Genomic DNA, 20787 nt, shown 5'->3' on the forward strand with positions numbered 1-20787 from the left:
GGCAATTTAAAGATTATCGGGGCAACGCTAAACATTAAGGAGCTAATTAATTTCTGGCAAAGGATAGATATCCGGAATCGCCTTCAGCATTTTCCTCCAGCTTTAAGTTGATCTCAGATCCATTAGCCGAGATAACATCATAAGCGTTGGTAAGATCTCCCAGTTTTCCATTAGGGGTGAAAAAGATCATAAAATCAAGATCGTTGGATGGGTCAAGTTCTGTTCCGTTATCATTTGAAACTCTCCAGGTTCCATTAAAAGATCCCAGGTTGGAATCAGCAACCAGTTCATTCGAACTTTGGAATATAAATGTATAATTTTCAAGATCATCGGTCTTATTTTGACCGTTTTCAGTAAAACTGGTAATTCGCCATTCAGAATCAAGTAAGATTTCATTCAAAGCGATCATTTCCGTTTCTACCAGTTCCATGTCATCATTGTCTGTGTCGCAGGATACGATAAAAAACATAGTGAAAATTACTAACAAACAGTTCAATCTTTTCATAGGGTGGGGATTTTTTTGTTCGGTTTAAACGTAAAGTTATAAAGAGAATTAGAATAAATTAAGAAATATTTAAGAATTAACATTTATAGTCAATTACTACATATTCAGCTAAATAGCATTCAAATCTTTCAGAAGGTCTAAAATATTGTGAATTCAGTAATAATAAGCGGATGCCGGATTTGCTTCGAAGTTTAGTCCAAATCGTGAGCTTAGTTAATCTTAACAAAGCCTTAGGCTAAAGCATACGCATTGTACCCTAATTTCGCTGTTTAGTTTTAGAAGCAAGAAAAGCAAATTTATTAGGACGATGAACCTGGTCAATATTTCCAAAGAAGAGAATTGTTACAAGATCAAAAGTGTCAAATATGTCAAGGTATTTGGAACTACTTTGTATAGTTATGACAAATTATTTGTGAAAGAAATAGAATCAGCTCAATGGATAAATGTGAATACGAATAAGAAGGCTACACAGGCAGAATCCATCAAATTAAATAAATGGTTGAAAGACCACCGAAAGTTTATCGAAAAAGGCTGATTTCTTAAATTTATTGAAAGAGGCTGAAGTCCTGAAGTTGAATTAAGCTAAAATTAGCCTAAAGTTTGGCGTATTGTTTAGCCAGACGTTCTATTTCCGATAACTTTAAAATTGATTAACCAATCAAACTAAATATAATGAGTAGTAAGAAAAAGAATTTTGCGCGGTTTGGAATGGCTGCGAAAGGTGCAGTTTATTGCCTAATTGGAGTATTAACAGCCATGGCCGCGTTTGGTCAGGGCGGACAAAAATCTGGGAGTAAAGGTGCTTTGCAATATTTAGCGCAACAGTCATATGGGCAGGTTCTACTGGTAATTATGGGAATTGGACTACTTGGGTATGTATTCTGGAGAATGTATCAGGTATTTTATAACCCAGGAGAATTTGAAGACAATCTGAAGGGTTATGGAAAACGTATTGGATATTTTATTAGCGGACTTATCTACGGTGGTTTGGCTTATTATTCTTTCAAATTAGCTTTTGGTAGCAGTAGTTCAGGTGGTTCTGGCGGAATGATGGGTGGAATTATGTCTGGTTCTAACGGTGATACAATCGCGATCATTATCGGTATAGGAATGGCGATCAAGGCTATTTATGACTTGTATCGTGCATATTCTGGAAAATTTCGAGAGGAAGTGGAAGAAGCAGGAATGGATCAAAAAGAACAAAAACTGCTTATTAATGCCGGTAAATTTGGACATACTGCCAGAGGATTAGTACTAGGTCTTATGGCTTATTTAACGTTGAAGTCCGGATTATCCAGCGGTAGTAATGTTAAAACTCAAACCGATGCATTTAGTTATATTCAGGCAGAATTTGGATCTATTGCACTAGGTATTGTAGCAATCGGTCTTGTTGGATATGGAGTTTATATGCTAATAAAAGCGAAATATCCATCTATTACTGTAGCCAGTCTTAGATAGAAGCAATTTTAGATATAATAGAAGCCTGCTAATTTAGCGGGCTTTTTTTATGCATTCATTTTTCTGAAGCTTGTGTAAACCTAAAACAATGATTTACTTATTGTGGGTTTTTCTAGGATGGTAAATGAAGCTTGTAGGGTATAGTTATAATTAGATCTAGAAATACTTACTTGGCTGAAGAATATGTATCAGCTTAAGGATCAATATCTATGTAATACCTAAAAATTCCAGGTGTTTGATTTCGTGATACCTCAAACAGGCTTTGATGCATTCTTTTAATTCATAGATAGGTATTTCCTGATCTAATTTAAAAATGATAGCTCTGTTTCCTTTAAATCTTAATTTCGGTTCGTATAGTAATCGAAAAGTTTCAATCAACCTGCTGGAGCACTGAAAGTAGAGTGCGTATTGTTCGGGATTCTTTCTTTTCCAGTCTATTCTTAGCGTACTTCCAATATTACTTCGGAATGCGGGTTCGCCCCATTTTAAACTAAGTTCGAGTTTTTCAACACCTTGAGTTTCCTGAGCAGTTTGAATGATCAGTTCACATAGGTACCGGAGTCTCTTTTTGGGCAATCGAGGATAAGCTTTAAAAGCAGCTTCAAATTCGGGTGAAGTTTGAATCTCTATTGTTTTCGGTTTCACTTCAGAATAGCTTAAATTAAAGTAAGGCTCTAAATTAATTATATTTTTAATCAGTTGTACTGAAGTTAACGTAGTCCTCCAATTTTATTTACTGAAATTTTCAATTACTAAGATTAGATCATCTTGTTCTGAAGGAATATTGGATTTTTACAAAAGAGCAATTGGTTAATAAAATATCATGATCTAACAGATCCAGAATAAAACGAGCCTGGAAGAGGCACAGAAAAAGCTAAAATAAAAAAAGCCTGTCAATCAAAAGATTAACAGGCTTTAGTCGGGGTGGCAGGATTCGAACCTGCGGCCTCCTGCTCCCAAAGCAGGCGCGATAACCGGGCTACGCTACACCCCGAAAAGTGAATAGTGTTTTTAGTCTTTTCCGTTCCAAACTATCTTGAAAGATATCCGGGAAGCGGAGGAAATTTATTCCAATTTTCCGGTCGAAAAGAGAATAAAAGAACCACAAACTAAAAATCTAGCGGAGAGTATGAGATTCGAACTCATGCGACAATTGCTCGTCGACAGTTTAGCAAACTGCTCCATTAACCACTCTGGCAACTCTCCGTTTATGTAAGAACTTCGCAAGTAATTTTGCGGTTGCAAATCTAAGTTTTACTTACGTACCAACCAAACCTTTTTAAACTTTTTGAAAGAAAATTTAAGCTAAAAACAAGCTACTTTCTTTAAACTACTTGACTTCAATTAAATAGGCGAAATAATCTTATTGAAACTTTTCTGAATATAAAAAGTTATGCAAGTTTTTAATAGCCTTCTCATGATTTCGAACAAAAGGATTTTTATTATCCCAAACATACCCTGCAAGTACAGAACAAATTTGCATTTTAATATTTTCACTGGCATTATCAGTAAAAAATATATCCTGTAATCTTCCTGTGTACCATTCTTTTACATAAGTGGCGAATACACTAATAGCCTTTTGAATATGCTCAGTATATTCTTTATCCCAATCTATAACTTCTCCTGACAATTGCCTGGCCACTAGCTTAGCACTTAGTAATCCGCTTTCTGTCGCAAATGCAACCCCGGAAGAAAAAACCGGATCGAGAAATTCAGCGGAGTTTCCAGCCAGCGCAAAACCTTCACCATGTAAAAGTTGAACATTTTTAGAAATACCAGATAATTTTACGGGCTCAAATAAGTATTCTTGCCCGGAGAATCGCCCTTTGTAAAAATCGCATTGATCCAGCATTTGCTTGAATATCTCATCTTTAGACCCTGAAAATGTATTGAACCAGTCGTTTTCTCCTACAAAGCCTAAACTTGTAGTTCCATTAGAAAAAGGAATATACCAGAACCAGGCCCCACGCTTAATGATCTCAAAAGTAATTTGTGTTCCTTCTTTACCTGGAGGTCGGTTTTCTTCCTTGATATGAGTAAATAAAGAGGAATGATTGTAAATTTTTGCGGGAGCTTCCAGTTCAAGCAATCCGGCTAAGACTCGTCCATTTCCACTGGCATCAATAATAAACCTGCAATTAATGTTACTTAGAATGGCGTCTGGGGATTTTGATTCTATATTCCATTGCTTGTTTTCCCATTTCGCAGAAACCACTTCAGCTCCAAAATTAATTTTTACGCCTCTATTCTGAATACTTTCTGCAAGTTTAAGATCAAAGTCGGCTCTCGGTACCTGCCAGGTCCAGTCCCAGCCTTCCCCAAACTTTTTACTAAAATCGAATTCAGCGATTTTTCCATCTTTAACAAAACGTGCACCTGTCTTTTTCTGGTAGTTTTGTTTCTGCAGGTCTGCGAGTAATCCGGCTTCAGAAAAATTATCCATACAGCGGGGAATCAAACTTTCCCCAATGGCAAACCTTGGAAAAAATTGCTTTTCCAGCACCAATACAGATACACCTTTTTTTTCCAGGCAACCTGCTGCAACCATACCTGCCGGTCCCGCACCAATAATTACAACGTCATACTCTTTTTTATCCATAATCTAGAAATACAAAACTAATGGAAAATATGCTTCAGTAGAATTCAGCTAAATAAAAAGCTCTGCTAGTTAAGGCAGAGCTTTCGTGAGATATAAGCAATCGATCATGCCAATGGCAGATCTATTCGACTAATGTATCTTATTGAAATTGATTTTAATAGCTGTCTTTTCATTGCTAACTGTTTAATAACTTCAGCAATACTTTGATAAAATTCTGGAGAGGTTAAATTGACATTTATGAAATTATCAATACTTCTCAGTTATCAGGCGGTTCATGCTATATGCAGCTTTCCCACTAAAAATATTACATTTGTCCAGAGAGAAATTTATATACAATCCTGAAATCAAGCAGCTACTTATGATCAACCTGGAGAAGGAACTTACACTTTCAGAATTTCAACAAGTTGTTTTTCAGAAAATAAGAATAGAATTAGGAGCTGAAGCCAGAGAAAGGATTATCCAAAGTCATCAATTTCTTGAGAAATTTTCGCGAAATAAGATCATTTATGGAGTAAACACCGGGTTCGGACCTATGGCTCAATACCGGGTTGCAGAGGAAGATTCTGTCAATCTCCAGCTGAATCTCATCAGAAGTCATGCTACAGGTGCAGGTGCTGTACTTACTGAAGTAGACGTGCGAGCTTTGATGTTAGCCAGGCTGAATACACTTAGCTTAGGTAAATCTGGAATAGATATTTCTGTCGCTGAAGTTCTAATTCAATTGATCAATTTAGAAATAACACCTTTGATCTTTGAACATGGTGGAGTAGGAGCTTCTGGCGATCTGGTGCAATTAGCACATCTAGCTCTGGTACTTATTGGGGAAGGCGAAGTTTTCTATCAAGGTAAACGCAGAGATACTGAAGAAGTCTTCAGAGAAAAGAATATTCAGCCAGCCAAAATCACGATTAGAGAAGGCCTGGGAATCATGAATGGAACTTCTGCGATGACCGGGCTTGGCCTTGTGAACATTGTTCAAGCAAAACAATTGCTGGACTGGTCAGTTTTTTGCTCTTCTGTGATCAATGAAATCGTTAAGGCTTATGATGACCACCTTTCCGAAGAATTAAATCAGGCAAAACTTCATAAGGGTCAGCAGCAAATCGCTGAGCTTATGCGTAATCACCTAAAGGACTCCGGCCTTACAAGATCCAGAAAGGAAGAACTTTACAATACCGATCATGCCAAAACGGAGTTGTTCAAAGAAAAGGTTCAGGAATATTATAGTTTAAGGTGCGTTCCACAAGTTCTTGGACCTGTAATGGATACTCTTTCACATACTACTAAAATTTTACTGGAAGAGGTGAATTCTGCCAATGATAATCCTATTATCGATGTAAAGTCCGAACAGGTTTACCACGGTGGTAATTTCCATGGTGATTATATTTCTCTGGAAATGGATAAACTTAGGCTGGTAATGACCAAAACATCCATGCTTGCTGAAAGGCAGATCAACTATTTGCTAAATCCAAAACTGAATGACATTTTACCGGCTTTTGTGAATGCTTCAAAATTAGGTTTGAACTTTGGAATGCAGGGTGCACAGTTTCCTGCGGTTTCGACTACTGCTGAAAATCAAATGCTTTCCAATTCCATGTACGTTCATAGCATACCCAATAACAATGACAATCAGGACATTGTGAGTATGGGAGCAAATTCTGCAATGATGACCCGTAAAGTGATCGACAATTGCTACGAAGTTTTAGCTACTGAAATGGCAACGATCCTTCAGGCGCTTTATATACTTCAATATGATGATCGTTTATCTTCAACGACTACCTTGAAAATTAAGGATCTCAAAGAGATTTTTCCGAAGATAATAGAAGACAGAGTTCTATATAAAGACATTCAGAATTTGAAAATATACCTCAAAACGCATCAGGCTTATGACTAAGAAAAGATTTGCTTTGGTAACCGGCGGTTCACGCGGAATTGGAAAAGCGATTTGTCTAGCGCTGGCCAAAGATCATAAACTCAATATTCTATTGAATTATAGGTCTAATGATGAGTCGGCTCAGGCGGTCAAACGGGAAATTGAATCATTGAATGTTTCCTGTGAACTTCTGAAATTTGATGTTGCCAATGCTGAGGAAGTTTCAGAGAAAATGAGTACATGGAAATCTGAATATAAGGATTCAAGTATTGATGTTCTTGTAAACAATGCTGGTATCAGCGACGACGGACTCTTTATCTTTATGTCTGAGAATAGCTGGAATTCGGTTTTAGACACTAGTTTGCAGGGATTTTATCATGTGACCCAGACCGTTCTGAAGGATATGTTGAGAGCTAGAAGCGGAAGGATCATTAATATGGTTTCACTTTCAGGTTTAAAGGGAAACGCGGGACAGGTCAATTATTCAGCAGCGAAAGGAGCTGTTATTGCGGCTACCAAAGCACTTGCTCAGGAAATTGGAAAAAGAAAAGTAACGGTGAATGCCGTCGCTCCCGGATTTATTAATACTGAAATGACTGCAGATTTTGATGCTGAAAAGTTTAAAGAACTAATTCCTTTAAATCGATTTGGAGATCCGGAAGAGGTCGCTAACCTGGTAAGTTTTCTAGCATCTGATAGATCTTCGTATATCACCGGCGAGGTGATCAATATTAATGGCGGACTCTACTCTTAATCATGGCAACTTGGAAAGGGAAATCCCGGGGAACTTTACTTGGCTTCAGGATCTATGTAAAGATTATTAAAAGCTTCGGCATGATCGCTGCTTATTTCGTACTCCTTTTCGTTGCCGCTTATTTTATACTCTTCTCTTTTTCTTCAACCCGCAGCACCTATTATCTCTTCAGAAAAAGACTCGGGTATTCTCCATTGAGCTCAGCATTTAATGTATATCGCAGTTATTTTACCTTCGGAAGAATACAGCTTGACAGGATCGCCATCACCAATGGATTAAAGAACAAGTTTACTTTTGAATTCGACGGCGTTGAATATATAGAATCATTGCTGAAGCAGAAGAAAGGCGGAATTCTACTTACAGCACATATCGGTAATTTTAATCTTGCCAAGCATTTCTTTGAGGAACGACATGCAGATGCAGTTGTAAACCTTGTGGTAACCGACTTTGAACATCAACAGATCAAGCATTATTTACAATCTGTCACTGGAGATACAGAAGTGAAAGTGATCGTGATGAAGGATGATCTAAGTCATGTGTTCGCGATGAAAAAAGCACTGGATCATAATGAATTATTGGTTTTTGCGGCAGATAGATTTATGGAGCAGTCGAATACTTTGGAAGCTATTTTCCTGGGGGAAAGGGTGAAATTTCCGGAAGGTCCTTTCAAACTTGCCGCAAGAAATAAAATTCCAGTATTGTTCGTACATCTAATGAGAGAAAAAAATTTCCACTATCATTTTTTTGCGCGCCCTTATAAAGCTAGCAGCTACACGACGAAAGAAATTTTAAAATCTTATCTTGACGATCTGGAAAGAATGGTGAGAAAATATCCTCACCAATGGTATAATTATTACGATTACTGGAACGATTTCAGTTAGCTATGGCAGAAAACTTATTACATCATCCAATCCGTTCAGCAGAAGAAATTTCTAATCTCATTCCGCAAAAGAAACCTTTCGTATTCGTGGACACTTTATTTGAATACACAGATCTTACTGGTGTAACAGGATTTACGGTCCCGGAAGACAGTCTCATGCTCGATAATGGTAAATTATCTGAAAGTGGTCTTATTGAACATATGGCTCAAAGTATGTCCCTGCATCGTGGATATCAGGGATCTCTTAGCGGAAATACCAAACCAAAAACAGGTTTTATAGGTGTGATTAAAACTGTTGAAATCCTTGGGCAGCCTTTGGTTGGAGATAGTATTACTACTTATGTGGAGATTTTACATGAGATCATGAACGTAACTTCGGTCTCTGCCCGAACCGAAAATGAGAGGGGAGAGGTGATCGCCCTGTCTGAGATGAAAACGGTAACTGTCGATTAATGTCCACATCATTAACTCATACCACAAAACTTAAAGTAAAGTTTCATGAATGCGATCCTCTAAGAATCGTCTGGCATGGAAACTATCTTAAATATTTTGAGGAAGGACGAGAGGATTTCTGCAACTCTCATGGTATTTCTTATCTCGATGCTGAAAGAAATGGTTATGCAACACCTATAGTTTCATCCAGTTGTGAGCATAAAAAACCTATGGCTTATGGCGATCAGTTTACGGTCGAAACAAGTTTTGAAAATACTGCTTCAGCAAAAATGATCTTTAATTATAAGATCTTTAAAAATGAAGAATTGATCTGTACAGGTAGAACCGTACAGGTTTTTTTAGATCGCAATAATGAACTCTCGCTAATAAACCCAGAGTTCTATCAATCCTGGAAATCAAAAATGAACTTGTAAAATGCAGCAAGTTTTTTTAAAATCTGATAGCATAGTTTCTCCGCTGGGTTTTGGCACTATGGTTAATCTACGGGAATTGAGATTGCAAAATTCAGCTTTAAAACTTCAAAAGCCTACTTCAAAGTATTCAGCTGGTTATTATGCAGCGATTTTTGAAGAAGAAATCATTGATCGTAGTTTTTCCCTGATCGGTAATTGTGATGATTACACGAAGCTGGAAAAGATGCTGATTCTTGCCATAAAGGATGTGATCGATAAAGAAGCATTGGTAGATCCTTTGAGTACAGGGTTGGTAATTGCCACGACCAAGGGAAACATCGATCTTTTGAATTCTAATAAAATTACCAAAGAACGGGTTGAACTCTGGAAAATGGCACAGGTAGTTGCCAACTTTTTCGGATTTAAAAATAAGCCCATCGTAGTATCAAATGCGTGTATTTCCGGAGGTCTGGCTATCAAAACTGCAGCGGATTTTATCAAGTCAGGGAAGTTTGAAAACGCCATAGTAGCAGCGGGCGACCTGGTTTCAGATTTTGTATTATCTGGTTTCCAATCATTCCAGGCGATGAGCGAGAAGGCTTGCAAACCTTTTGATGCCGAGAGAAACGGAATCAGTCTCGGAGAAGCTGCTGCAGCCGTATTTATTGATGGGCAAACATCACAGGAACAAAAAGTGGAATTTGTTCATTCTGTTACTACCAATGATGCAAATCATATTTCCGGTCCTAGCAGGGATGGTGAAGGTTTGTACCAGGCAATTTCCAGACTGAAGCATTTTACAGGTATAACTTCCGAAGAAATTGACGCTATTTCAGCTCATGGAACGGCGACCATTTTTAATGATGAAATGGAAGCTATAGCATTCAATAGATCCAATCTCAACGATATTCCAATGCATAGCTTAAAAGGCTATTTCGGGCATACCTTAGGCGCTTCAGCCTTGATCGAATCCATTATGCTTAAACAAAGCTTACTTAAAAACGAATTGATCATTTCGAAGAATTTCGAAAGCTCAGGTGTTTCTGCATCCTTAAATATTACTACGGAAGCGACTCAGAAAGAACTTAAAATGGCGCTAAAAACAGCATCCGGTTTTGGAGGCTGTAATATTGCAATGCTCTTCAGAAAAATGAAAGCTCATGTCTGAAGATCACTCAACTAAGTTCATTAGGATAAAGGACAATAGGATCACATCTTCTGAAGGTTTATTGTTTGAAACAAAAGGTAAATTAGAGTCCGCTAAATTCATGAGTCAGGCGTATAAATTCTTCGGAATGAATTATTCCAAGTTCTTTAAAATGGACGGACTTAGTAAAGCAGGCTTCATCACTGCAGAATTACTTTCTGAAAAGATCAAAATTGAGAAAAATACCGGCCTGGTATTTTCAAATTCCAGTTCAAGCCTGGATACAGATCTTCGTTTTCAGGAAAGTATGCAGGATTTCGCTTCACCTTCTGTCTTTGTCTATACGTTGCCGAATATCGTGCTGGGAGAAATTAGTATAAGACATTCAATTCAGTCTGAAAATGTATTTTTTATTACAGAAAAATTCGATCCGGAACTAATGCTGGATTATGCTGAAATACAACTTAAGAATTTAGCTTGCGAAAATGTGCTTTGTGCCTGGCTAAACTTGCACAATAATGAATATGATGTATTTTTGTGGCATGTCGCCAGTCTTGAAGATCTGCAATCTCAACGGGGACAGTTGCCGAAAATCTACGCTACTACAAATGAGTAACCTACATACCGAGCTAAAGGAAAGCATAATAGAACAACTTAATCTGGAGGATATGGAACCTTCAGACATTGAAAATGACGACGCCCTGTTTGGAGATGGACTGGGACTTGATAGCATTGACGCACTGGAATTAATTGTGTTGCTTGAAAAAGATTACGGAATTAAACTGACCGATCCCAACCAGGGAAAGGAAATATTTGCTTCAGTAAATACCATGGCTAGTTTTATTAAGAAACATCGTACAAAGTAAATTATGAAAGCTGTAGTCGTGACCGGGATGGGCATTGTTTCTGCCATTGGTTCGAGCGTAACGGCTAATCTTCATGCTTTACAAAATGATGTGCACGGATTATCACAACCCGATATTCTAAAAACAAAACACCAATTTCCTGTTGGAGAGATCAAAGTTTCCAATGCTGAATTACTGGAGGAATTAAAACTTTCTGCTCACTCCGGCATCACCCGTGCTTCCTTACTCGGCATCAAAGCTATTACTGAAATATTTAAAAATACAGAATTGGTACCTGATCCAGATAATACAGCTTTCGTATCTGGAACCAGTGTAGGAGGAATCGATAAAACCGAGGAATATTTCGATCAATTTGACGAAAATGTTGCTTTAAGAGCTTATATCCAAGCGCAACATCCAGGTTATACCACCCAAAAGATCGCAGAATATTTTAGGATCAAAGAACATATTACGACCATCAGCACTGCCTGTTCTTCCTCTGCAAATGCTATCATGAATGGGGCAAGGTTGATTCAGTCGGGTAGATTCAATAAAGTGATTGTGGGAGGAAGTGATTGTCTTACAAAATTCACTCTTAATGGCTTTAATTCACTTCGAATTTTATCAGAAAAACCAGCCAGGCCATTCGATATAAATAGAAACGGACTCAACCTTGGGGAAGCAGCTGCGTATTTGATTCTGGAAGCTGAAAGTAACAGTTCTGAACAGAAAGTATTTGCAAAAATCTCTGGAGCAGGCAATGCAAACGATGCTTTTCACCAAACTGCCTCTTCAGAAAATGGGGAAGGTGCTTATAAAGCGATGACCGCTGCATTAAGGTCGGCAGAATTAAATGCTTCCCAGATCGATTATATCAATGCTCACGGCACCGGAACACATAATAATGATCTCGCCGAAACCAATGCTTTGAAGCGGATTTTTGCACAGCATGACGTTCCTGACTTCAGCTCAACTAAAGCTTTTACTGGTCATACTTTAGGTGCGGCTGGTGCAGTAGAGGCTATTTATTCTATATTGTCGTTAAAGAATCAGCAGATTTTTGCCAACCTTAATTTTCAGGATATGGTGGAAAACGGTTTGGTTCCGGTTACTCAAAAGAAATATTGCAAACTGGATCATGTGATGTCGAATTCTTTCGGGTTCGGTGGTAACTGCACCTCTTTAATCTTCAGTAGGCATGCGTAGCTTTTATATTAACAGCGTTTCCACCATTACAGCACAGCCTGAAGATTTCCTGACTTCCGACGAAGTGCTGGAACCGCAGGGAAATATATTAAAAACCAGTGTACGTAATTATAAGGAATTGATCAAACCCATGATGCTGCGAAGAATGTCTAAAGCAGTGAAAATGGGAATCTTCAGTGCAGTGCAGGCTCTTTCCAGGTCTGGTATCAAAAGTCCCGATGCGATTCTTGTTGGCACAGGTCAGGGTTGTATGCAGGATACCGAAAAGTTCATGCAACAAATAGAGGAAAGTGAGGAGCAGTTGCTCACACCTAGTTCTTTTATACAATCTACTCACAATACGGTGAGTGGACAGATCGCTCTTTTTCTGAAATGCACGGGTTATAATATGACCTACACTCAAAATTCAATAAGCTTTGAAAGTTGTCTTCTGGATGCGCAAATGCAGTTTGAGCTCGATCCTGAAATTCAGAAGGTGATCGTTGGCGCCGTAGATGAAACTTCAGAGAAATTTACCGGTTTTCAAAAGCTTGACGGTCAGATTAAAGAAGAGGAAATTACGATTACACAACTACTGGAATCCAATACACCGGGTACCATAATTTCTGAAAGTTCTGCTTTCTTCAGTATTTCCAGGGAAAAAAGTTCAGGTTCACTGGCAATTTGTAACGCAGTCAAAATTCTGAATGATCTTCAGACTGATGAAATTGAAGAAAAAGTAATTGATTTTCTACAGGAGAATGAGCTTACATTTGAGCAAATTGACGCAATAGTACTTGGGAACAATGGAGATAACAGGTTTGATACTTATTATCAGAACCTTCAGCGAGGTCTTTTTAGCAATGTTCCACAGCTCGGCTACAAATCACTTACCGGAGATAACAATTCCATTTCAGCAATTGGATGTGCGCTTGGAGTTTCTATCCTTCAACATCAACAAATTCCGAAGAAATTCAGGTTAAATTCAAAGTCGACATCAACTTTCAACCGAATTTTGGTCTATAACCAATATCTTGGTAGAAGTCACGGATTCATCTTACTGGAAAGTCTTGAAATATAAAATTCTTCGAATCATCTTCAGCTTTATACTGCTTGGAAGCGTTCTGGGTGCTTTAAACGGGTACTGGTCTGAATGGTTAATATTGCTGATGGCGGTGATATACATTAGCACGATCCTTATACTTTCCACAAATATTCGTCTCAATTTTTTTCAGAATTCGATACATTCCGCAGTGGGAAAGGATGGAATAGGACTAAGTTTTGATGATGGTCCGCACCCAAATACTTTAAAGATCCTGGACATTTTGGATGAATTCGAGGTAAAGGCATTGTTCTTTTGCATAGGAAAAAATATAGCGGAACATCCTGAAATCTACCGAGAAATCATAAAAAGAGGTCATGTTGTGGGCAATCACACCTTTTCCCATTCACGAAAATTCGGTTTTCTATCAACTCGCGCGATCATTTCTGAAATTCAGCAATGTGACCGTATAGCAACTGAAGTATCTGGTTTAAAAACAAAATTATTCCGGCCGCCATTTGGAGTTATCAATCCGAAGGTTTCCAGGGCAATTCTGGCTACTGGTCATATCACAATTGGATGGAGCGTACGGTCGTATGACGCGATCACCAGCTCACCGGATAAGATCTATAAACGAATTACAAAAGATCTAAAAGCCGGAGATTTGATACTTTTACACGATAACATTCCCCAAAGCGCTAAAGTGTTGGAACAGTTATTGGTATTTTTGAATCAGAAAAAATTAAAGACAATCAGGCCAGATCACTTACTTGACATCGATGCGTATTCTTAAATTCATTTTTATTCTTTTTAGTTGCCAGCTGTTCGCTCAGAATGCGACTTTTTCTACTTCGGAAGCTAAAGCTTTTAAAGAGTCGGTTTCCAGTAAAGCTGAGACTATCGAAAATCTTCAGGCAGATTTCAAGCAGCTGAAGTTTATGAAAACCATGGAAAAGACCGTAGAAAGTGATGGTCATATTTGGTATGCTTCCCCCGGGAAGCTTAAGTGGTCTTATACATCTCCCTACGATTATGAGCTGCTGTTTAAAGATTCTAGTTTGTATATCATTGAGGACGGTAAGACCAGGAAAATGAATACTGGCAACAGCGAACTTTTCGAAAAAATGGGAGAACTGGTTGCAGGAAGCTTTAACGGTCGCATTCTGGAAATGGATGAATTGTTTAAAACTGACTTTGCCAAGGATGGAAAATTTGTAAAAGCTACGGTTACTCCCAAGGATGAGAATTTAGCTGAAATGTTTTCTGAGATATTGATCTTTTTTAATGCTGAAAAGTATATTGAAAAAGTGAAGCTAATAGAACCTTCAGGTGATTATACCGAAATTAAAATGAGTAATTTTAAGACCAATCAGAAGATACCTGCTTCGGTATTCCAACATAAATAAAAAGGTTTGAAAGATTTTTATACTGTTACCAAGTCTGTAAAAGATAATGATACCACGCAAACAAGCCTGAAGGTCAATGCGGAGCATGAACTTTACAAGGGACATTTTCCCGGTAGACCGGTAACCCCGGGAGTTGTGCTCATGCAGTTATTTAAGGAGGAGGCTGAAAGAATTTCAGATGAAAAGCTTAGTCTTAAGAGAGCAAGTAATGTGAAATTTACTGCAGTTTTTGATCCTACAGATAATGATGAACTCATTCTGGAATCAAAATTAGAAAAACAGGGAGCTTACTACGAGCTTAAAGGGATCGCGAAAAGTGAAACTGGGATTATTACTAAGATAAACGCGCTTTACGAGGTGCTATAAATTTGTCCAGGCTTAAGCAATTACTCTTTATTTTAATGATATTTTTGCATTAAAGCCAACAATTTGGGTACACTGCCTATTCTTCAAGAGCGTTTTGATGCACTACGTTGCTGTGTTATTGTTCCTACTTACAACAATGATCATTCGCTTCGTGCTTTCCTAACCGAGTTAGTTACTTATACCAGCAATATCATCGTCATTAACGATGGATCGACGGATGCCACCAATGAGATTTTGAAGGATTTTGAATTCCTCGATATTGTGTTTCATGATATAAACAGAGGTAAAGGTATTGCCTTAAAAACAGGTTTTAAAAGAGCAGAGGAGAAGGCTTACGAGTATGCGATCACTATAGATTCAGATGGGCAGCATTATCCGGCAGATCTGGAGAAGTTCCTGGTAGAACTCGAAAACAGGAAAACCGGCGATCCTGAACTATTGCTGGTGGGCGATCGAAATATGTCGCAGGCTGGGATCCCGGGGCAAAGTAGCAAAGGCAATAGATTTTCCAGTTTCTGGTATTTGGTAGTAACCGCCCAGGAATTAAAGGATACTCAAAGTGGTTACAGACTATATCCCGTTCGACTTATTAATTCTTTAAAATTGATCGGCTGGAAATTTGAATTAGAGATCGAGGTCCTGGTAAAGTCGGCATGGAAAAAAGTTGAAGTAAAAAATATACCTATAAGGGTTCACTACGATCCAGGAGAGCGGGTGACTCACTTTCGCCCATTTTGGGATATTGTACGTATCGTCTTTTTATACATGTACTTTGTATTGATCAGTTTCTTTTACATCCATCCAAGGAATAAATATCGTGAATTCAAGCAAAAAGGTATAAGCAGATTTTTTAGAGAGGATATTATTAGAGATCAGGATTCTCCTGAAAGAAAAGCAGCTGCCATCGCTTTGGGAATATTTGTAGGGATCTCACCATTTTGGGGTTTACATACTTTATTAGTCTTTACATTAGCAGCCGTATTCAAAGTTAATAAGGCTATAGCCTTTTTATTTAGCAATATAAGTATACCGCCTTTTATTCCGTTAATTCTCTATTTAAGTTATCAGTTGGGGAATTTTGTTATGGGGAATGGTTTTGACTGGCAATTGAACCTCGAGAATTTTGATTCAGGAAAAGATCTTTTCGTTGGATTAACTCAGTATTTAATTGGTAGTATAGTCCTGGCAATTATTAGTGCAGCACTTACGTGGATTTTATTTTACTGTCTGTTCTCTATTCTAAAACCGAACCAACCAGCAAATAACTAATGTCTAGAATTTTTCTGAAAATTCATGAATTTTTGAATGGGCATAGAAGCCTGGCGTTGATCATTGCACTTCTGTATCTAGGCCTCATGTCTTTTCTTGCTTCAGGCATTCAGTTAGAAGAGGATATCACGAAACTAGTCCCGTCTGGAAATGATCAGGATCTGGTGAAAACCATTCTGGAAGAATCGAAGTTTTCAGATAAGATCATTTTTCGGGTAAAAGCTGAAGAGAGTACGGATCGGGATAGCCTGGTTTCTTATGCCAATGAAATTTCTGAATTTTTAAACTCAGACCTTTCAGAATATGTTGCTGGAGTCAAGGGCAAGATTCCGGAGCAGGATATTAAACAGATATATAATTTTGTTCAGTCCAATTTACCGATCTTTTTAAATGAGCAGGATTATACCATAATTGATGATAAGACCGATGCAGACAGTATAGCTGCAAGTATCGAATCTGGTTACAAGCAATTAATATCACCAACTGGATTTGTGACTAAAAATTATTTTCTCTCAGATCCTCTTAATATTACAAGTCTTGGTTTAGCACGCTTGCAGGAATTGCAGGTAGGAGACCAGTATGTGCTATATCAGAATTATATCATGACCAAGGATCAAAAGAACATTCTATTCTTTATAGATCCAGCCTATCCTGCTTCCGAATCAAACAGAAATAAGAAATTTACAGCAAAACTGGAAGCCAAAATTGCGTCGCTGGATGCTCGCTATGAGAGTATCAAGGGAGACTATTTTGGCGGACTCCGTTACTCCGTAGCCAATGCGAAACAAATAAAGCAGGATGTTCGAACTACTGTAATAATTGCGGTGTCGGTATTGCTCATTTTACTGGTGGTTTATTACAGGAAGTTCTATGTCCCAATTTTGTTATTTGTGCCCAGTATTTTTGCTGGAATAACTGCTGTTGCCATTCTTTATATTGCACAGGGATCCGTTTCGGCTATAAGCCTGGGAATTGGTGCAATCCTTCTGGGTATTACGCTGGATTATTCCTTGCATATTTTAACGCATCTTCGAAATAGTTCAAATATCGAAAAGCTGTATAGGGATATTACGAAGCCAGTCATTATGAGTAGTCTCACCACGGCGATCGCATTTATGTGTCTGGTTTTTGTGAAAAGTGAAGCTTTGCGTGATCTAGGGATCTTTGCAAGTTTAAGTGTGCTATTTTCTTCCTTCTTCGCCCTTGTGCTAGTTCCTTTTCTATATAAACCAGGGAATATTTCTGCAAAGACAACGATTCTGGACAGAATATCAAGTCTGGATTATTCCAGAATTAAACCTTTGGTATACTTGCTTTCAGGATTATTTGTAGTGTCTCTTTTCTTTTTCAATAAAGTTAAATTTAATGAAGACCTATCAGAACTTAACTACCAGCCGGAACATATCAAAAAGGTAGAATTAGAGCTTGAAGGACTTGCTGGTCGATCTGGAAAAACAATTTTACTGGTTGCTTACGGAAACTCGCTGGACGAAGCACTGTATAGGAATAATCAGCTATACCAGGATCTTAAAAGCTTCGAAAGTGAGGGTGATATTGAAAACTTCAGTAGTATAGGAGGAGTAGTGCTTTCTACCGAAACCCAGGAATCTCGTATCGAACAATGGAACAGCTTCTGGACTCCTGAAAAACTGGATTCGGTAAAGAATAATATTCAAAAGACTTCATTAAGCTTTGGATTTAAATCGAATAGTTTTAGCAATTTCGATGAAGTGCTTGATAAAAATTATTCAAGTATAGGTCTCAAGGATTATGAATTGGCTGGTTCGCTCTATATGCAGGATTTTGTATCTAATAATTCTGAAATTTCAACGGTTTCCAGTAGCGTCAACTTAACTGAAGATAAGGTTGAAAGTTTTATTAGGTACTTCGAAGATGTTCCAGGAGTGGTTGCGCTGGACAGAAAGGCGATCAACCAGAACTTTTTAGGAGATCTTAAAGCCGACTTTAATATCCTTATTCTCGCTTCTATAGTGGCAGTTTTCCTGGTGCTCCTGGTATTTTATCAGAATTTACTTTTAAGTGTGATCACCTTGCTGCCGATCGCGATTACCTGGATCTGTGCACTGGGAATCATGTATTTTTTCAGGATAGAATTCAATATTTTAAATATAATTATTTCGAGTTTTATCTTTGGACTTGGGCTTGATTACAGCATTTTTATCACTAATTCGTGTCTCAAAGAATATGAAACTGGTAAGTCTGAATTAAAAACTTATCAGGCATCCATCATTCTGTCGGTTATAACCACCTTGCTGGGAATAGGAGCTCTCATTTTCGCTAAACACCCGGCTCTGAAATCCATTTCCATCGTTTCGATTATTGGAGTGCTCACAGCGGTTTCGGTAAGTTTTATACTTCAGCGCAGTTTGTTCCGAAAATTAATCTTTCAGCAATTTGGATCATTATCCTTCAGAAGAAATAATCAAAACTCTATTTCTGAAAAACTCTATCATAAAGATGCAATTCTGAAACATTATCGCTATCATTCAACTTATTCCGAAGCTAAAGCTGAATTCAGAAAACAAAGAGAAAAGTTCTTGAAAATATCACGTTACCTTGCTGAAGTGGATGATATCCTAGTTCTGAATTCTGGAATAGGTATTTTACCATTATTTATTAAGATCAAGTATCCTCAAACTGAAGTATATAGCCTGGAATTCGAAGAATCAAAAAGAGCAGCGGCAAAGAATGCCTATAGATTACGAGATGATAAAATTCATATTCTTGAAAGTGCTCAGGAACTTCCTTTGCTTAAAAATTATATAATCCAGGGAGATATTCAGGATTCATCATTGCTCAAAGATCTTTCTAAAAGTGCAGAAATGATGGTATTTCTGGATTCTGAAATGAAAACTCGCTGGTTGCTTGATCAAAATTTTGAACTTACGTATCGACAGAATGATATTCTAATTTATCGTAAACTGACTTAGATGAATAAGTTTATTCTACATATTCTCATTTTATTCGTTTTCAATTCCTGCGGAATCAAAAAGTCCATGGAGCACAAGCCAGATCTTAGCGGTTTTGCAGAAATTGATACCACAAGAATCAAACATTCAGATAGTCTATACAGTTTGGGTAATAACCAGCTCTACCGGAACGATCTTGGCGTATGGGAAATGTATCTCGAAGGAAATGCCCTGGAAAGAGGAATTGCTCATGGAAATCTTGGTCGGGAGCTCATACATCACCAGGAAAATGCCTTTATGTCCAAGCTGGAAGAAATGGTACCTTCAGAAGATTATCGTGGCTTCCTGAAAACTTTTGTTAGTTGGTTCAACCGGAAATTGTACCTCCATGTTTCCGAAGAATATAAACAGGAGATCTATGGGGTTTCAAGGTATGGACTGGACAAGTATGATGATTTCGCACCTGCTTATATCCGGATGCTATATTTTCATGGAGCTCATGATATAGGACATGCTTTACAGGACCTAATGTTGGTGGGATGTACAAGTTTTGCAGCCTGGGACGATAAAACCAGCGATGGAGAATTATTAATAGGTCGTAATTTTGATTTTTATGCAGGTGATGATTTTGGAGAACAAAAGATCGCAGCCTTCGTGAACCCGGAGAAAGGTCATAGATTCATGATGTATACCTGGGGCGGGATGATTGGTGCATTGAGTGGGATGAATATGCAAGGCATTACTGTAACAATCAATGCCGGGAAGTCCAGAATGCCGCTGGTTGCAAAAACTCCCATTAGTTTGTTAGCACGGGAAATTTTGCAATATGCCGGATCAATTGAGGAGGCCATTGCCATTGCGAAAAAGCGTGAAGTGTTTGTTTCAGAATCGATCATGGTAGGAAGTGGAGATGAAAAAAGAACGGTTTTGATAGAAGTGTCGCCGAGAAATTTTGGAGTATACGAAGTGGAGAATCGTGATCAACTTGTTTGTAGCAATCATTTTCAAAGCGAAGCTTATTCGAGTGATAGAAATAATAAGCTAACCCGTGAGGAAAGTCATACTCAATACCGGTATGACCGCATGCAGCAATTGATCGATCACGAGGATAAATTGAATCCACTTAAGGCGGTTGAAATTCTCAGAGATCGGCAGGGTGTTGACGAGCAGTCGATTGGAATGGGTAATGAAAAAGCAATTAACCAGCTCTTAGCGCATCACGGAATCGTTTTTAAACCTTCGGAAAGAAAGGTTTGGGTAAGTTCAAATCCTTACCAGATGGGAGAATTTATTCATTATGATCTAAATCAGGTCTTCGCAGATTATGATGAGGGCATTAAGTCGAGTTCAGTTTCAACTAAGGAATTGAATATCCCGGCAAGTAGTTTTCTTCAAACTCAGGAATATCAGGATTACGAAGCCTTTAGAGTACTAGAAAGCAAAGTTAAACGAGCATTGAATAGCGATAAACCTTTAAATGAGGATAGCGCCAGGCAACTTGTGAAACTTAATCCCGATTTTTGGGAGGCTTGGTATTTGGCGGGAAAGATCTATTATGAGAATAAGGACTATAAAGATGCCTTGATTCATTTTAAGCAAGCCAGAAAAAGAGAGATTACGACCATTCCTGATTTGAAGGAATTAGAGAAGATGATCAGGAAATCGACCAGAAAAATTTAATTA

General features: G+C 38.0%; 21 protein-coding genes and 2 tRNA genes. 18 read left to right on the forward strand and 5 right to left on the reverse strand.

Translation table 11 applies throughout. The features are described from left to right. Positions 1-46: 46 nt before the first annotated feature. Positions 47-505, reverse strand: coding sequence for a hypothetical protein (locus JM79_RS08170; protein WP_141877679.1), 459 nt, complete (start codon positions 503-505; stop codon positions 47-49). 307 nt (positions 506-812) lie between these two features. Here JM79_RS08170 and JM79_RS08175 point away from each other — a divergent pair, with 307 nt between their 5' ends. Further along, complete coding sequence (locus tag JM79_RS08175; RefSeq protein WP_141877680.1) at positions 813-1040, forward strand: hypothetical protein; 228 nt, start codon at positions 813-815, stop codon at positions 1038-1040. Positions 1041-1177: 137 nt separating this feature from the next. Then, positions 1178-1963 (forward strand): DUF1206 domain-containing protein, encoded by a 786-nt coding sequence (locus JM79_RS08180; protein ID WP_141877681.1) that lies wholly within the window; start codon positions 1178-1180, stop codon positions 1961-1963. Between the two features lie 207 nt (positions 1964-2170). Here the strand turns inward: JM79_RS08180 and JM79_RS08185 are convergent, their stop codons facing one another. The 4 genes from JM79_RS08185 to JM79_RS08200 all read right to left on the reverse strand — a co-directional run bounded on the left by JM79_RS08185 (position 2171) and on the right by JM79_RS08200 (position 4562). Then, complete coding sequence (locus tag JM79_RS08185; RefSeq protein WP_221625446.1) at positions 2171-2608, reverse strand: DUF1801 domain-containing protein; 438 nt, start codon at positions 2606-2608, stop codon at positions 2171-2173. 274 nt (positions 2609-2882) lie between these two features. Continuing rightward, positions 2883-2957, reverse strand: a tRNA-Pro gene (locus JM79_RS08190). A 127-nt stretch (positions 2958-3084) separates the two neighbouring features. Next, positions 3085-3169, reverse strand: a tRNA-Ser gene (locus JM79_RS08195). Positions 3170-3326: 157 nt separating this feature from the next. Next, positions 3327-4562: an NAD(P)/FAD-dependent oxidoreductase gene (locus JM79_RS08200; RefSeq protein ID WP_141877682.1), complete on the reverse strand. Its 1236-nt coding sequence runs from the start codon at positions 4560-4562 to the stop codon at positions 3327-3329. Between the two features lie 358 nt (positions 4563-4920). Between JM79_RS08200 and JM79_RS08205 the strand changes: the two genes are divergently transcribed. The 16 genes from JM79_RS08205 to JM79_RS08280 all read left to right on the forward strand — a co-directional run bounded on the left by JM79_RS08205 (position 4921) and on the right by JM79_RS08280 (position 20784). Then, entirely contained in the window at positions 4921-6456 is a 1536-nt protein-coding gene (locus JM79_RS08205; protein WP_141879205.1) for an aromatic amino acid ammonia-lyase, read from the forward strand. Continuing rightward, positions 6449-7189 (forward strand): 3-oxoacyl-ACP reductase FabG, encoded by a 741-nt coding sequence (fabG, locus tag JM79_RS08210; protein ID WP_141877683.1) that lies wholly within the window; start codon positions 6449-6451, stop codon positions 7187-7189. The genes JM79_RS08205 and fabG overlap by 8 nt, the downstream gene beginning before the upstream one ends. Positions 7190-7191: 2 nt before the next feature. Continuing rightward, the gene (locus JM79_RS08215) at positions 7192-8070 is read left to right on the forward strand and encodes a lipid A biosynthesis acyltransferase (protein ID WP_141877684.1); all 879 of its coding nucleotides are present in this window, start codon (positions 7192-7194) and stop codon (positions 8068-8070) included. A 2-nt stretch (positions 8071-8072) separates the two neighbouring features. Next, entirely contained in the window at positions 8073-8522 is a 450-nt protein-coding gene (locus tag JM79_RS08220; RefSeq protein WP_141877685.1) for a hypothetical protein, read from the forward strand. Then, complete coding sequence (locus JM79_RS08225) at positions 8522-8935, forward strand: thioesterase family protein (protein WP_141877686.1); 414 nt, start codon at positions 8522-8524, stop codon at positions 8933-8935. The genes JM79_RS08220 and JM79_RS08225 overlap by 1 nt, the downstream gene beginning before the upstream one ends. A 1-nt stretch (position 8936) precedes the next feature. After that, on the forward strand, positions 8937-10082 hold the full coding sequence (locus JM79_RS08230) for a beta-ketoacyl synthase N-terminal-like domain-containing protein (RefSeq protein WP_141877687.1): 1146 nt from the start codon (positions 8937-8939) through the stop codon (positions 10080-10082). Further along, positions 10075-10677, forward strand: coding sequence for a 3-oxoacyl-ACP synthase (locus tag JM79_RS08235; RefSeq protein ID WP_141877688.1), 603 nt, complete (start codon positions 10075-10077; stop codon positions 10675-10677). Before JM79_RS08230 ends, JM79_RS08235 begins: the two co-directional genes overlap by 8 nt. After that, the gene (locus JM79_RS08240; RefSeq protein WP_260443401.1) at positions 10670-10927 is read left to right on the forward strand and encodes a phosphopantetheine-binding protein; all 258 of its coding nucleotides are present in this window, start codon (positions 10670-10672) and stop codon (positions 10925-10927) included. The genes JM79_RS08235 and JM79_RS08240 overlap by 8 nt, the downstream gene beginning before the upstream one ends. Before the next feature lie 3 nt (positions 10928-10930). Continuing rightward, complete coding sequence (locus tag JM79_RS08245) at positions 10931-12112, forward strand: beta-ketoacyl-[acyl-carrier-protein] synthase family protein (protein ID WP_347707207.1); 1182 nt, start codon at positions 10931-10933, stop codon at positions 12110-12112. Next, on the forward strand, positions 12105-13172 hold the full coding sequence (locus JM79_RS08250) for a beta-ketoacyl synthase chain length factor (protein WP_141877691.1): 1068 nt from the start codon (positions 12105-12107) through the stop codon (positions 13170-13172). The genes JM79_RS08245 and JM79_RS08250 overlap by 8 nt, the downstream gene beginning before the upstream one ends. Further along, positions 13162-13926 carry a polysaccharide deacetylase family protein gene (locus tag JM79_RS08255; protein WP_260443402.1) on the forward strand — a complete coding sequence of 255 codons (765 nt, stop codon included), beginning with the start codon at positions 13162-13164 and terminating at the stop codon, positions 13924-13926. Before JM79_RS08250 ends, JM79_RS08255 begins: the two co-directional genes overlap by 11 nt. Continuing rightward, a complete protein-coding gene (locus JM79_RS08260) occupies positions 13913-14539 on the forward strand; it encodes an outer membrane lipoprotein carrier protein LolA (RefSeq protein ID WP_141877692.1) in 627 nt (208 codons plus the stop codon). Before JM79_RS08255 ends, JM79_RS08260 begins: the two co-directional genes overlap by 14 nt. Positions 14540-14545: 6 nt before the next feature. Continuing rightward, the gene (locus JM79_RS08265) at positions 14546-14905 is read left to right on the forward strand and encodes a hydroxymyristoyl-ACP dehydratase (protein ID WP_141877693.1); all 360 of its coding nucleotides are present in this window, start codon (positions 14546-14548) and stop codon (positions 14903-14905) included. A 63-nt stretch (positions 14906-14968) separates the two neighbouring features. After that, on the forward strand, positions 14969-16174 hold the full coding sequence (locus tag JM79_RS08270; protein WP_141877694.1) for a DUF2062 domain-containing protein: 1206 nt from the start codon (positions 14969-14971) through the stop codon (positions 16172-16174). Then, positions 16174-19125 (forward strand): MMPL family transporter, encoded by a 2952-nt coding sequence (locus JM79_RS08275; RefSeq protein WP_141877695.1) that lies wholly within the window; start codon positions 16174-16176, stop codon positions 19123-19125. Before JM79_RS08270 ends, JM79_RS08275 begins: the two co-directional genes overlap by 1 nt. Then, positions 19126-20784 carry a C45 family autoproteolytic acyltransferase/hydolase gene (locus JM79_RS08280; RefSeq protein ID WP_141877696.1) on the forward strand — a complete coding sequence of 553 codons (1659 nt, stop codon included), beginning with the start codon at positions 19126-19128 and terminating at the stop codon, positions 20782-20784. The last annotated feature ends 3 nt before the right edge of the window (positions 20785-20787 follow it).

It is taken from the genome of Gramella sp. Hel_I_59 (genome assembly GCF_006714895.1).
Taxonomy (GTDB): Bacteria; Bacteroidota; Bacteroidia; order Flavobacteriales; family Flavobacteriaceae; genus Christiangramia.